We start from the raw sequence: 12,904 nt of genomic DNA, 5'->3' as shown, positions 1-12,904 counted from the left end.
CACCTCAACCCAGCTCGGCGGCGCGCTTGACCGCTGCGCGAATCCGCGGGTAAGTGCCGCAGCGGCAGATGTTGCCGGACAGCGCCTGATCGATGTCGCTGTCGGTCGGCTTGGGAATTTTCGCCAGCAGCGCCGCCGCCGACATGATCTGCCCGGACTGGCAGTAACCGCACTGGACCACGTCGAGCTCCGCCCAGGCCTGTTGCACCGGATGCGAGCCGTCCGCCGACAGGCCCTCGATGGTGAGAATCTTTTGTCCATGGGCGACGGCGGTGGCCGGTGTGATGCAGGCGCGTAGCGGCGCGCCGTCGACGTGCACCGTGCAGGCTCCGCATTGGGCCATGCCGCAACCGAACTTGGTGCCGGTGAGGTGGGCGACATCGCGCAAGACCCAGAGCAACGGCATGTCGGCGGGGACATCCAGCTCCTGATCCTGGCCATTGATGTTCAGGGTGAGCATGGCGCGGTTCCTCAGACTCACGGTGATCTGAAGGGGCGTCGCTGCAGCTTTGTACAACCTGCGCGCGCCTCGGGTTATCCCTTCAGCTAAGCGCAGATTTGCCGCCAGACCTTGGCGCATCGACCACCGGTCATGCAAAGGCCGCCTCGATGGGCGGCCCTGGAACCCTTCGCTAGAGCCTTGGCCCCAATAGAATCCCGGTGTAGCGCCAGACAAACACCGCAAAAGCGCTACACCACAGCAACGCCGACAGCGCCAATCCGAGACTGGAAAAAGGCACCAGCCCTACCCGGCACGCCCCCGCCAGCAACACCAGGACAAACCCCGCCACGACCGCCCCGGACGGCTGCAGCAATCGCCCGGTATGCCCCAGGCTGACCCGCGCGATCATCGCCAGAATCAACCCACCGATACCGCCGACGGCCAGCGCGTGGGTGGCCAGGCTTTGTTGCGCCAGCCAGCCCAGGTGCCACAGTGCCATGGCCAGTGTCGCCACGGCGAGCCAGGCGTAAGCCAGGTACAGCGACCACAGCAGCGGCACGCGCCACAGGCCGCGGTCATGCCAGCGCCACAGGCGCAGCAGGTGCAAACCGCTGATCGACGCAAACAGCAGTGCCAGCCACACACGGGGGACGTCATTCAAACCGGCGGCAAAGGACAGCGCCGCCAGCATCGCGCTGACCAGCAGCACCTTGCCCGGCAACGGATGGGCCGCAACCGTTGCCGGGCGGTTCAAACCGCGCTGGATAAAGAACGGAATCACCCGCCCGCCAATCACACTCATCAGCGCACCGACCAGCCACAGGGCGGCCAGCACGCCATGCCGTTGCAGGTTGCCGTCATCAACGGCAAACCCCAGCAGCGTCAACGCCTGACACCCGGCCAGCAGCGACACCATCAACAGAATCGGATAATTCTCGCGTTTGCCCGCAGCCAACAGGTCGCGCCCCAACGCCCACGCCAGCAGCGGCAGAAAAGGCACCTGCAAGGCCAGAAGCAAGGATGCAGGCATCGGCAGGCACCAGGCCAGTCGCGCCAGCAGCCACACCAGCAGCAGGCCGATCAACGGCCAGCCCTTGAGCCCCGGTCGACCTGTCCAGTTCGGCACCGCAGTCAGGAGGAACCCGGCGATGATGGCCGCGGCAAATCCGAAGGGCATTTCATGTCGATGCCAGGCCAGCATGCCGCCCACGGGTTGCGCCTGGGGTAAACGGCCGTACAGCCACATTGCCCAGACCGCCACGGCAAGGGTGGCGAAACCGGCCCCGGCCAGAAAGAACGGCCGAAAACCAACACTGAAAAGCGCTGTGGCGCCAAGTTTACGCATCAAGCCACCACCTGGACCAAGCCTCGGCTCAGGCGATATTGGGAAAGCAGGCGCATGACATAACCGATTTTCAACAGGGTCGGGCCGAGAATGGTCATGGCGTGCAGGCTGACCAGCACGACGATCGGAAGCTGACCGTCGTAGAGATAGGCGCCGTAGATGCCGGCCAGCAGCATCGCCAGACCAGCGCCGAGCACACGGCTCGACAGTTGAAGAACGTTCTGAGGGTTGCTGAAGAAGTCGGACATTTTGCGTACTCCTGAAGGCGTTCAGTTGTACATGGCCTGCTTCATATTTCGTGCCAATGAGGTAACTCCCGGTAAATCAATGACCTCAGGGGGTCGCAGTCAATTTGACTCATAGCATCAGTAGTCCTTTTGACCCACACAGGCGTCATAAAGACTGCAAATCCATTCAAATCCGGATCGAACCCTGTAAAAGCAAACCAATATCATTTGCACAGTCATAGGCCTTTTGCTTTAATCGCGATCAATTCTTATTTACACAAGCATGCGGATCGCCCATGGACATGTGCTCACGATGACGGTTGCCGACTCCTCCTGCGTCCAGAACCTCTACGCCAGCCACCACCACTGGCTGCACGAGTTGCTGCGCCGACGCTTGAACAATGCGTTCGATGCCGCCGACCTGGCCCATGACACCTTCATTCGGGTGCTCAAGCGTCCGCAGGTGTTTGACGGGGAAACCCACGAACGCTCCTATCTGGCGACCATCGCCCGAGGCCTGTGCATTGACCACTGGCGTCGTCGCCAGCTCGAACAGGCCTGGCTCGAGACCCTGGCCGCGCAGCCCCAGGCCGTCCAGCCTTCGCCGGAGCAGCGGGCGATCATCGTCGAAACCCTGTACGAAGTGGATGCCATGCTGCAGCGCTTGCCCCAGCGGGTGCGCGATGCGTTCGTTCTGGCGCAGGTGCATGGGCTGCCCTACCGAAACATTGCCGAAGAAATCGGCGTGAGCGAGCGCATGGTGAAAAAGTACCTGGCCCAGGCGCTGATGCATTGCGCAATGCTCGAAGCCGAACTCGACGGCCTGCTGATTCAATGACCCGCGCCGCCACCCACGCCATCAGCCACGCCAGCCTCGAACAGGCGGCCAGCTGGTACGTGCAACTCAACGACCAGCACGCCAGCGAGCAGGAACGCGAGCATTGGCAAGCCTGGCTGGCGCAAAGCGGCGAGCATCAGGCCGCGTGGCACTATGTCGAGCGTGTGAGCCAGCGCTTTGCCGCGCTGCAGGACACTCATCAACAAGCGGCCGGCCACGTGTTACGCAACAGCGGCCGCGCTTCCATCAGCCGCCGCCAGACGGTCAAGAGCCTGCTGGTGCTGGTGTCGGGCAGTTGGCTCGGCTGGAGCGCATGGCGGCAAAGCGCCCTGCCGCTGACCCTGACCCGATGGACCGCCGACCTCTCCACCGGCACCGGCGAAACCCGGGAAGCCCGGCTCAGCGATGGCAGCCGGATCTGGCTCAACGCCCTCAGTGCACTGGATGTACGTTTCGACACCGCACAACGGTTATTGCTGTTGCAGGCCGGAGAGGTGTTGATCGACACCGCCAGCGACACGAGCCGCCCGCTGCGGGTGCAAACCGTCGAGGGCCGCCTGCGCGCGCTGGGCACGCGTTTCAGCGTGCGCCAGGAAGACCGGCAAACGCTGTTGAATGTCTACGAAGGCGCCGTTGAAGTCCGCACCACCCAGGGTCAGGTGCAGGTGGTCAAGGCCGGACAGCAGTTGTGTTTTACACAAGACCACACGCCGACACCGACCGCGGCGTCGGCCGGCCGCGAAGCCTGGCGCCGCGGCCTGTTGCTGGCGGACAACCTGCCGCTGGGGCAGTTGCTCGAAGAACTGAGCCGCTATCGCCCCGGGCATCTGGGATGTGACCCGGCGGTGGCCGGACTGCCGGTGATGGGTGCGTTCCCGCTCAAAGACACCGACCAGGCCTTGCGCCTGCTGGAAGCGGCATTGCCGGTCCGGGTGCAGAAGCCGCTGGAGTGGTGGGTCAACCTAGGCCCGAAAACCTGATGAGGTTTTTTTCCGGCGCGTCGGTTCCCTTTTGCCTTTTTCGCTCGGTTAATCCTTCAAGCACTACGAATGCAGATTGATCCGAATTCCGGGAACACCATGCCGCGCGCCACCCTTACTCGCCAGCGCTTCGCCTTGCATCCGCTGGTGCTGGCGCTGGCGGTGCTCCTGCCGGGTCTGGACGTGTCCCGCAGTCAAGCCGCCCCTCTGGTCGATAGCGAACAACCCGGCAGCCAGACACGCCATTACGCAATCGCCGGCGGAGCGCTGGTGAGCGTTCTCAACCGCTTTGCCGAACAGGCCGGGATTTTCCTCGCCGGACACAATGAACTCGCTGCCGGCAAACGCAGCCCTGGCCTCAACGGTGTCTACAGTCAGCAGCAAGCGTTGCAGCGACTGCTGCAAGGCAGCGGCCTGCAAGCGCAACGCCAGGGGAACGGCGGGTATGTGCTGCACGCCGCCCCCGTGGCACAAGATGCGCTGGAACTGGGGGCGACCAACATTTCCGGGCAGGCACCCGGGACGACCAGCGAAGACTCTCATTCCTACACCGTCGGCTCGACGTCTTCTGCCACCGGCCTGCCGCTGTCCCTGCGCGAGACGCCGCAATCGGTCACGGTCATCACCCGCCAACTCATGGACGACCAGGGCGCCACCAGCATCGTCGACGCCCTGCGCCGCGCGCCCGGCATCAGCGTGCAAAACTACGACAGCGAGCGCTGGGAGTTTTCCAGCCGTGGCCTGCCGATCACCAACTTCCAGTACGACGGCGTCAATACCGACTACGACGGTGTCTACGACTACGGCACCACCAGCACCGACATGGCCCCCTATGACCGCGTCGAAATCATCAAGGGCGCGACCGGCCTGATGACCGGCGCGGGTGATCCCTCGGCGACCGTCAACCTGATTCGCAAGCGCCCGACCCCGGCATTCAAAGCCTCAGTCAGCGGCACCGTCGGCTCCTGGGACACCTATCGCAGCGAAGGCGATATCTCCGGACCGCTGAGCGCCAGCGCCAATGTCCGCGGGCGCCTGGTCGGGGTCTATCAGGAGCGCAGCGCCTACATCGATCACTACCGCAACACCAGGGACATCGCCTACGGCATTGTCGAAGCCGACTTGACCCCGGACACCCTCGTCACCCTCGGTATCGACCAGCAAGACACCCGTTCCCGGGGCGCCAGCTGGACCGGTTTCCCGATGTACTACAACGACGGCTCGCGCACTGATTTCTCCCGTTCCTTCAACCCGGCCACCGACTGGAGCCGTCGCGATTTCACCAACCAGACGCTGTTCGCCAACGTGCAGCAACAACTGGCCAACGACTGGACACTCAAGGTCAGTTACGACCGCAAGCACCGCCAGCACGACACCTTCCTCGCCTCCGCCAGTGGCGGCAACCCGGACCCGGTCAGCGGTGACGGCATGTTCATGTACATGGGCAAGTTCAAGGGCGACCAGGTGCAGGACAACGTCGACGTCAACCTGAGCGGTCCGTTCACCCTGGCAGGTCGCGAGCACGAACTGATCGCCGGGTTCATGTCGATGAACACGCGCCAGGACATCCCGGTGTACGGTTCGGTGTACCCGCAGGTGGACGGCAGCATCTTCGATTGGCGCGGCGAGTTTGCCAAACCCGAGATCCCGCGGGTGGGCACCGACGACATCGTCCAGCGCCAGACCGGCACCTACCTGGCCGCCCGGCTCAAACCCGTCGACGACCTGGCGCTGATCCTCGGCGCGCGCGTCAGCAACTTCAGCGGACACGACGACCTGGACTACAGCGACCCGAACAGCGCCGACCTGCGCGACAGCTATCGCCAGAGCGGTGTCGTCACGCCTTACGCCGGGCTTGTCTATGATCTCGACGACACCTGGTCGGTGTACACCAGCTACACCAGCATCTATCAGCCGCAAATGAGCAAGGACGCCAACCGCCAACTGCTCGATCCGGTACAGGGCAAAAGTCTTGAAGCGGGCATCAAGGCCGAATACTTTGACGGGCGCCTGAACGCCAGCTTCGCCCTGTACCGCATCGAACAGGACAACATCGCCGAACATGTCAGCGGCGTTGATGCCGAGTCGGTGTATCGCGCCGTCCAGGGCGCCACCACCCAAGGCTTCGAGTTCGAACTGGCTGGCGAGTTGCGCGACGGCTGGAACCTGTCGGCCGGCTACACCTACAACCACACCCGCGATGCCCAGGGTGATTACGTCTACGGTTCGGTGCTGCAAACCACGGCACCGGAACAGCTGGTGCGGGTTTTCACCACCTACCGCCTGCCAGGCGCGTGGGACGGGCTCACCGTCGGCGCCGGCGTGAACTGGCAAAGCGAATTCTTCGGCAAGGTGTTCCGTCCCGACCCCACCGATACGGTGAACTTCGGTCAGTACACGACGATCACCCAACCGGGCTACGCCCTGGTGGACGCGATGGCGCGCTATCACTTCAACGAGCACCTGAGCACTACGCTGAACGTGAAGAACCTGTTCGATAAAACCTACTACACCGGGCTGGGCAACTTCGGCACCGGGTTTTATGGCGAACCGCGCACCGTGCAACTGACCACCCGCTGGGCTTTCTGATCGCGCCCTGAAACGGCTGTTTGGCGATCTACGGTACTGCCGACCCCACTCAGGCTGGCTACGCTGTATTCCTGCATGCATAACCTGCCGAGGAGTGCCCGCCATGCAACGCGTACAAAAACTCACGCCCTGCCTGTGGTTCGACGATCAGGCCGAAGCAGCGGCGAAATTCTATTGTTCGATCTTCGACCATTCGAAAATCACCGCCGTCACCCATTACGGCCACGCCGGTTTCGAGTTCCACGGCCGGCCCGAAGGCTCGGTCATGACCGTCAGCTTCGAGCTCGACGGCCAGAGTTTCACCGGCCTCAACGGCGGCCCCCTGTTCAAGTTCACTGAGGCGGTTTCGTTTCAGGTCAATTGCCTGAGCCAGGAAGAAGTCGACCATTACTGGGGCAACCTGTCGGCCGGTGGCGCGCCCGAGGCCCAGCAATGTGGCTGGCTCAGGGACAAGTTCGGGCTGTCGTGGCAGATCGTCCCCGTCGCGATGATGGACATGATCAAAGACCCCGACACGAAAAAATCCCAACGGGCCATGCAGGCGATGATGCAAATGAAAAAACTCGATATCGCCACACTGCAACGAGCCTTTGACGGCGAGAGCTAATACACTCGGGCGCTGACCTGCCGAGGAGTGAGCATGAAGCACGCCGTTGCCAAGAACGCCGACAAGGCCCCGCGCTTCTGGCGCGATGATGCCCTGCCCTTCATCGAAGCCCGCGCCATCGCCGACGGGCGCGAGGTCTGCTACACCCGGCACGCCCACGAACACTTTTCCATCGGGGCGATCACCGCCGGGCGCAGTACCTATCTCCATGAGCAGTCAGCCTTCGAGGTCAGCGCCGGCACGGTAGTGCTGATGAACCCCGGCGACGTCCACGCCTGCAACCCGATCGAAGACCAACCCTGGTCGTACCTGATGCTGTACGTCGATACGCCGTGGCTGACCGATTTGCAGCACCAGCTCGGGTTCAGTGATGACGCGGCGTTTCGCCGTTTTTCAGCGACCCATACGCGCGATGCCAACCTGTTTGCCGGCCTTGCGCAGTTGTATGAAGTGTTGGTCGATCCGCAGCAGGATGTCCTGCGCAAGCACAGCGTGGCCGTGGAGTTTTTCACTGACGTGCAGCTACGACTCAACCCGGTCGATCAGCCGCTGCGCGAACCCAATTTCAAGCTCGAGCGTGCCGCCGATTACATCCGCGAACACTGCACGCAAACCCTCAGTCTCGAAGACATTTGCGAGGCGGCGCAATTGTCGCCGTCCTACCTGATCCGCGCCTTCAAACAGCATTACGGCATGACGCCCCACGCGTTCCTGGTGAACCGGCGCATCCAGTTCGCCCGGGATCAATTGCGCAGCGGCAAGCTGATCGCGGACGTGGCACTGGAAGCGGGGTTCGCCGATCAGGCGCATTTTCAACGGGCGTTCAAACAGCATCTGGCGGCGACACCGGGGCAGTATCGGGGGTGAGCCCTGTGGCATTACCTGAATCTGTGGCCTGATTGAATCTGCGGCCCAGTTGAATTTATGGCTTGGTTAAATCTGTGGCGAGGGGGCTTGCCCCCGTTGGGCTGCGAAGCGGCCCCCGGCGTTCTTCCAGTCATACTCTGCATGCAGGTTTTACGACGGCTTCGCCGCCGAACGGGGGCAAGCCCCCTCGCCACAACAGGCCCCTTTTTCACGACAAGCTACCTCGCCACAAAAGCTGTAGTGACTGCAGTTACGGCAGCAACAGGTACACCGCGCTCACCACCAGCAGCAACGCCATGACCCGATTGAACAACCGCATCCCCACCGGGTTGTTCAGGAAGCCGCGCAAAAACGTCCCGGCATAGGCCCAGCAACCCACCGACACAAAACAGATCACCAGATAAATCGCGGCAAACTGCCAGACCAGGCGTGCCTCGCCATCGGCGACAAACGCGCCCATGCCGGCCACGCAGGCCAGCCAGGCCTTGGGGTTGAGCCATTGCATGATCGCGCCATACAGCATTGACGGAGCCTTTGCCGACTCACTGGCTTGCACCTGCCCATTGTCGGCCGCCAGCTTGAAGGCCATGTACAACAGAAAGGCCACGCCGGCCCATTGCACCCCCTGGGTCAACGCCGGCCACCGTTGCAACAGCTCATGCAGGCCCAGCCCCATCAGCACCAACAGCAGGACAAACCCCAGCGTGGCCCCGGCCACGTGACGCTGGCTGGCCCGGAAACCAAACCGCGCGCCGGCGCTCAACGCCACAATATTGACCGGCCCCGGCGTAATGGACGCGACCAGCGCAAACGCCGCCATGGACATCATCAGATTCATTGCACACCTTCTTCCATCGAGTTGAACAAGGCCCTCAAGGTAAAGAGCCAAGCGATTCGCGTATTGAACAAAACTGCCCTGCAGCGCTATGAGTAATAACCGACGACGCTTTTCACCTTGGTCAGGGCAATGCGCAGCGAGTCCATGTCCACCGAGCCCAACGCCAGGCGTATCGCGTGGGGCACATGGGCTGAAATCGCAAAGGGCTCGGCCGGCGACACCGACACTTGCTCGCGCATCAGCGCCATGGCGATCTGGTCGGCCCGGGCGTCTTCCGCCAACGGCAACCAGATGAAGTAGGAATTCGGGTGACTGACAGTCCTGAGTCCCGCCAGCACCTCCCGGGCCAGGGCTTGCCTGGCTCGGGCGTCCGCACGTTTTTGCGCCTCCAGCTGGACGACGGTGCCATCGTCGAGCCAGGCCGTGGCAATGGCGGTCATCACGCCGGGGGTGTTCCAGGTGGTCGCCATGATGGTGCGTTCGAAGGCGGCGATCCATTGCACGGGTGCCGCAATAAAGCCGACGCGCAAGCCGGTGGCGATATTCTTCGACAGACCGGACACGTACACCGTTCTTTCCGGCGCCAGCTCGGCCAGCGGCGGCGGCACGTTTTCGGCCAGGAACGCGTAGGCGGCGTCCTCGATGATCGTCAGGTCATGCTGGCGCGCTATCGCCACCAGTTGCTCGCGTTGATCGGCGTCCATCACCCAGCCCAGCGGGTTATGCAAGGTCGGCATCGAATAAACGGCGCGCACCGATCGGCTGCGGCAGAGTTTTGCCAGGGCCGGCAGATCAGGCCCGGTATCGGTGACCGGAATGGGCAAGACTTCCAGATGCAGGGTTTCGGCCAGCGTCTTGAAACCGGGGTAGGTCAGCGCATCAGCGGCGATGACATCGCCGGGCTTGAGCAGCGTCATCAGCGTCACCGCCAGGCCATGCTGGGCACCGCTGACGATCAACACCTGCTCGGCCGACACGTTCAGCCCGCGCTCGACCAGATGACGGGCGACCGAAGCCCGCTCATGCAGGCGCCCCGCGTGGGGCTGATAGCGCAGGAGCGCCTCCAGGTCACCGGACAACGCCAGTTGACGCAAGGCATGGCGCAGCAGCTCGGCCTGGCCGGGCAATGACGGGTAGTTGAAGTTCAGGTCAAGCATCCCCGCCGCCACCACGTGCTGCGAAATGCCCTGCCCCGGCGGCAGCGAAGTCTCCCTGACAAAGGTCCCGCGACCTGTTTCGCCACTGACCAGGCCCATGCCCTCCAGCTCGGCATAGACCCGGCTGGCGGTGACCAGCGCCAGGCCGTGCTCGGTTGCCAGTTGCCGGTGCGTCGGCAGGCGCGTGCCCGGCGGCAAACACCCGGAACGGATGTCGGCGGCAAAGGCATCCACCAGCGTTTTATAACGGGATCGAGGCATGTCGAGATGTATCCATGACAATTTTTTGATTGTATCGATACTCGCTCATACGATGGGTTTCGTGCAATCAGACAATGAGCGTGAGCCAAATGGAACGGACTTCGAACCTGCAACACCGGACGCTGGAAAACAACACCAGCGGCTGGATCAACGGACTGATCGGCGTGGTGATCTTCAGCGGCTCGCTGCCGGCGACCAGGGTGGCGGTGCTGGAATTCGATCCGGTGTTCCTGACGGTTGCGCGGGCGACCATCGCTGCGATCCTGGCGCTTTGCCTGCTGGGGTTATTCAAGGAAAAACGCCCGGCGCGCCAGCAACTGGTCCCGCTGATCATAGTCGCCCTTGGCGTGGTCATCGGTTTCCCCCTGCTGACGGCCCTGGCGCTGCAATACGTGACGTCCGCACACTCCATCGTCTTCGTCGGCCTGTTGCCCCTGGCGACGGCAGTGTTTGGCGTGCTGCGCGGTGGCGAACGACCACGGGCGGCGTTCTGGATTTTCTCGGTGCTGGGCAGCCTGTTGGTGGTCGGCTTTGCCCTGTCCCAGGGACTGAGCGCCTCCCCGCAAGGCGACATCCTGATGCTGCTGGCGATCCTTGCCTGTGGCCTGGGCTATGCCGAAGGCGCGAAGCTGTCGCGCACCCTCGGTGGCTGGCAGGTGATTTCCTGGGCGCTGGTGCTGTCGCTGCCGGTCGTGGCGCTGCTCAGCTGGATGCGCATGCCGGTTTCGTTCAGCGGCATCAGCACCCCAGCCTGGTTCAGCCTGGCGTACGTCTCGCTGTTCAGCATGCTGATCGGTTTCGTGTTCTGGTATCGCGGCCTGGCCCAAGGAGGCATCGCCGCGGTTGGACAATTGCAGCTGCTGCAGCCGTTTTTCGGGTTGACCCTGGCGGCGACCCTGCTGCATGAACAGGTCAGCCTCGGCATGCTGGGCGTGACCGTCGCGGTGATCCTGTGCGTCGCCGGGGCGAAAAAATTCGCCAAATGAGCCCTGATACGGTGGTTTACGCCCATCACTGTATGGGTCTGACCACCGCCGGGCTGTGATAAAAATAGCGCTCTTGCTACAGGAGCCGACCATGGACCTCGCCACCCTCACCCTGTTTCTGCCGGCCTGCTTTGCCCTCAACATGGCACCCGGCCCCAACAACCTGCTGTCGGTCAGCAATTCGACCCGCTATGGCTACCGCACCGCGTGCGTGGCCGGCATCGGCCGGTTGCTGGCGTTCGCCGGGATGATTGCCCTGGCCTCGGCGGGGTTGGCGGTGGTGCTGCAAACCTCCGAGCTGTTGTTCTACGCCATCAAGATCCTGGGTGCGGCGTATCTGTTCTACCTCGCCTGGCAACTGTGGCGTGCCGATCCCGGTGTCGAGAACCTGGTCACCAGTGCGCCCGTGGGCACGCTGGCACTGGCCCGGCAGGAGTTCCTGGTGGCGGCCGGCAACCCCAAGGCGATCCTGATCTTCACAGCTTTCCTGCCGCAATTCGTCGACTCGACCCAGGCCATTGCGCCGCAGTTCGTCGTATTGGGCGCGTTGTTCCTGGTGCTGGAATGGATCGCCATCGGCGCCTATGCCTACATGGGCCTGCACATGCGCCGCTGGTTCGCCAGGCCGTCCGGCAAGCGTCTGTTCAACCGCTGCTGCGCCGGGTTGCTGTCGGCGGCGGCTTCGGTGTTGCTGATGGCGCGACGCGCCTGAACATTCCCCCCTGCTCATGGAGTGCAAATGCCAATGGATCACCCAACACCAGAGCCTCAAGCTGTATGCAGCCCCATCACCGGCAGCGCGATGTTCATCGTCGCCACATTGGCACCCGGCGGGGATGCGGCCGCTAAAGTGCGGGCCTGGTGTGCAGACATCGCGGCCCTCACGCGCTCGGTCGGCAAACGTGTTCCCTCCGGCAATTTGTCGTGCATCTGTGGCTTTGGCTCCAGTGCCTGGAACACCTTGTTCGGCAGCCCGCGCCCGGCTTCGCTGCACGGGTTTCGCGAGTTCGGCGCCGAAGGACGTCGAGCGCTGGCAACACCGGGCGACATCTTGCTGCACATTCGTGCCGAGCAGATGGACCTGTGCTTCGAACTGGCCACGCAACTGCTCTCGTCCCTTGGAGACGCGGTCACGGTCGTCGATGAAGTTCAGGGCTTTCGCTATTTCGATATGCGCAGCATCATCGGCTTTGTCGATGGCACCGAAAACCCGGTCGGTCGCAAGGCTGCCCACTTCACGATGGTCGGCGATGAAGACCCGCTGTTTGCCGCGGGCAGCTATGTGCTGGTACAGAAATACCTGCACGACATGACGGCCTGGAACGCGCTCTCAGTCGAGGCCCAGGAACGGGTGATCGGGCGCACGAAATTGTCCGATATCGAACTGGATGACTCGGTCAAACCCAGTTGCTCCCACAGCGCCTTGACGACGATCACCAAGGACGGGCAGGAAGTGAAAATCCTGCGCGACAACATGCCGTTTGGCCGGCCCGGTGCCGGTGAGTTCGGCACGTATTTCATCGGCTATGCGCGTTCGCCCGAGCCTATGGAACAAATGCTCGAGAATATGTTTGTCGGCAAGCCGCCTGGCAATTATGACCGCCTGCTGGATTTCAGCACGGCAGTCACGGGGGGCTTGTTCTTTGTGCCTTCGGCCGATCTGCTGGAAGAACTGGCCGATCGCGAGCCATCCCACACCTGATTGGAACAACTGGAATTCGCTGTCGATTTTCCGGTGGAGGCCACCCATGACGCCCTCTATGCTGC

At 62.9% G+C, this 12,904-nt stretch carries 13 protein-coding genes; 8 read left to right on the top strand and 5 right to left on the bottom strand.

All coding sequences use genetic code 11. From position 1 onward, the window contains the following. Window positions 1–4 precede the first annotated feature (4 nt). The 3 genes from KW838_RS27335 to KW838_RS27325 form a co-directional block, all read right to left on the bottom strand. On the bottom strand, window positions 5–460 hold the full coding sequence (locus KW838_RS27335; RefSeq protein WP_007976259.1) for a (2Fe-2S)-binding protein: 456 nt from the start codon (window positions 458–460) through the stop codon (window positions 5–7). A 172-nt stretch (window positions 461–632) separates the two neighbouring features. Next, the gene (locus KW838_RS27330) at window positions 633–1,787 is read right to left on the bottom strand and encodes an NnrS family protein (RefSeq protein ID WP_218504142.1); all 1,155 of its coding nucleotides are present in this window, start codon (window positions 1,785–1,787) and stop codon (window positions 633–635) included. Further along, entirely contained in the window at window positions 1,787–2,035 is a 249-nt protein-coding gene (locus KW838_RS27325; RefSeq protein ID WP_218504141.1) for a transmembrane sensor/regulator PpyR, read from the bottom strand. The genes KW838_RS27330 and KW838_RS27325 overlap by 1 nt, the downstream gene beginning before the upstream one ends. 292 nt (window positions 2,036–2,327) lie before the next feature. On the opposite strand from KW838_RS27325, the gene KW838_RS27320 reads away from it, so the two are divergent. The 5 genes from KW838_RS27320 (at window position 2,328) to KW838_RS27300 (ending at window position 7,895) form a co-directional block, all read left to right on the top strand. Then, the gene (locus KW838_RS27320; RefSeq protein ID WP_041474885.1) at window positions 2,328–2,852 is read left to right on the top strand and encodes a sigma-70 family RNA polymerase sigma factor; all 525 of its coding nucleotides are present in this window, start codon (window positions 2,328–2,330) and stop codon (window positions 2,850–2,852) included. Next, window positions 2,849–3,832: a FecR domain-containing protein gene (locus KW838_RS27315; RefSeq protein ID WP_218504140.1), complete on the top strand. Its 984-nt coding sequence runs from the start codon at window positions 2,849–2,851 to the stop codon at window positions 3,830–3,832. The genes KW838_RS27320 and KW838_RS27315 overlap by 4 nt, the downstream gene beginning before the upstream one ends. Window positions 3,833–3,931: 99 nt before the next feature. Beyond that, entirely contained in the window at window positions 3,932–6,421 is a 2,490-nt protein-coding gene (locus KW838_RS27310; protein ID WP_218504139.1) for a TonB-dependent siderophore receptor, read from the top strand. 103 nt (window positions 6,422–6,524) lie between these two features. Then, window positions 6,525–7,028: a VOC family protein gene (locus KW838_RS27305; protein ID WP_218504138.1), complete on the top strand. Its 504-nt coding sequence runs from the start codon at window positions 6,525–6,527 to the stop codon at window positions 7,026–7,028. A gap of 33 nt (window positions 7,029–7,061) precedes the next feature. Continuing rightward, the gene (locus KW838_RS27300; RefSeq protein ID WP_218504137.1) at window positions 7,062–7,895 is read left to right on the top strand and encodes an AraC family transcriptional regulator; all 834 of its coding nucleotides are present in this window, start codon (window positions 7,062–7,064) and stop codon (window positions 7,893–7,895) included. A 250-nt stretch (window positions 7,896–8,145) separates the two neighbouring features. Here the strand turns inward: KW838_RS27300 and KW838_RS27295 are convergent, their stop codons facing one another. Both KW838_RS27295 and KW838_RS27290 read right to left on the bottom strand, forming a co-directional pair. Then, a complete protein-coding gene (locus KW838_RS27295) occupies window positions 8,146–8,733 on the bottom strand; it encodes a LysE family translocator (RefSeq protein ID WP_218504136.1) in 588 nt (195 codons plus the stop codon). 86 nt (window positions 8,734–8,819) lie between these two features. Next, a complete protein-coding gene (locus KW838_RS27290) occupies window positions 8,820–10,151 on the bottom strand; it encodes a PLP-dependent aminotransferase family protein (protein ID WP_218504135.1) in 1,332 nt (443 codons plus the stop codon). A gap of 89 nt (window positions 10,152–10,240) precedes the next feature. Here KW838_RS27290 and KW838_RS27285 point away from each other — a divergent pair, with 89 nt between their 5' ends. The 3 genes from KW838_RS27285 to KW838_RS27275 all read left to right on the top strand — a co-directional run bounded on the left by KW838_RS27285 (window position 10,241) and on the right by KW838_RS27275 (window position 12,839). Then, on the top strand, window positions 10,241–11,137 hold the full coding sequence (locus KW838_RS27285) for a DMT family transporter (protein ID WP_218504134.1): 897 nt from the start codon (window positions 10,241–10,243) through the stop codon (window positions 11,135–11,137). A 91-nt stretch (window positions 11,138–11,228) separates the two neighbouring features. Further along, window positions 11,229–11,849 (top strand): LysE family translocator, encoded by a 621-nt coding sequence (locus KW838_RS27280; RefSeq protein ID WP_218504133.1) that lies wholly within the window; start codon window positions 11,229–11,231, stop codon window positions 11,847–11,849. A gap of 33 nt (window positions 11,850–11,882) precedes the next feature. Further along, the gene (locus tag KW838_RS27275) at window positions 11,883–12,839 is read left to right on the top strand and encodes a Dyp-type peroxidase (protein ID WP_371317895.1); all 957 of its coding nucleotides are present in this window, start codon (window positions 11,883–11,885) and stop codon (window positions 12,837–12,839) included. Window positions 12,840–12,904: the final 65 nt, after the last annotated feature.

The sequence above is a fragment of the Pseudomonas sp. PDM27 genome (assembly GCF_019219205.1).
GTDB lineage: Bacteria > Pseudomonadota > Gammaproteobacteria > Pseudomonadales > Pseudomonadaceae > Aquipseudomonas > Aquipseudomonas laurylsulfatiphila.
This window is presented reverse-complemented; position numbering and strand designations above follow the sequence as displayed.

Coding starts and splice junctions, on each gene's coding strand:
- KW838_RS27295 (WP_218504136.1), bottom strand. CDS start 8,733: ATGAATCTGATGATGTCCATGGCGGCGTTTGCGCTGGTCGCGTCCATT.
- KW838_RS27285 (WP_218504134.1), top strand. CDS start 10,241: ATGGAACGGACTTCGAACCTGCAACACCGGACGCTGGAAAACAACACC.
- KW838_RS27320 (WP_041474885.1), top strand. CDS start 2,328: ATGACGGTTGCCGACTCCTCCTGCGTCCAGAACCTCTACGCCAGCCAC.
- KW838_RS27325 (WP_218504141.1), bottom strand. CDS start 2,035: ATGTCCGACTTCTTCAGCAACCCTCAGAACGTTCTTCAACTGTCGAGC.
- KW838_RS27330 (WP_218504142.1), bottom strand. CDS start 1,787: ATGCGTAAACTTGGCGCCACAGCGCTTTTCAGTGTTGGTTTTCGGCCG.
- KW838_RS27310 (WP_218504139.1), top strand. CDS start 3,932: ATGCCGCGCGCCACCCTTACTCGCCAGCGCTTCGCCTTGCATCCGCTG.
- KW838_RS27290 (WP_218504135.1), bottom strand. CDS start 10,151: ATGCCTCGATCCCGTTATAAAACGCTGGTGGATGCCTTTGCCGCCGAC.
- KW838_RS27300 (WP_218504137.1), top strand. CDS start 7,062: ATGAAGCACGCCGTTGCCAAGAACGCCGACAAGGCCCCGCGCTTCTGG.
- KW838_RS27305 (WP_218504138.1), top strand. CDS start 6,525: ATGCAACGCGTACAAAAACTCACGCCCTGCCTGTGGTTCGACGATCAG.
- KW838_RS27275 (WP_371317895.1), top strand. CDS start 11,883: ATGGATCACCCAACACCAGAGCCTCAAGCTGTATGCAGCCCCATCACC.
- KW838_RS27280 (WP_218504133.1), top strand. CDS start 11,229: ATGGACCTCGCCACCCTCACCCTGTTTCTGCCGGCCTGCTTTGCCCTC.
- KW838_RS27335 (WP_007976259.1), bottom strand. CDS start 460: ATGCTCACCCTGAACATCAATGGCCAGGATCAGGAGCTGGATGTCCCC.
- KW838_RS27315 (WP_218504140.1), top strand. CDS start 2,849: ATGACCCGCGCCGCCACCCACGCCATCAGCCACGCCAGCCTCGAACAG.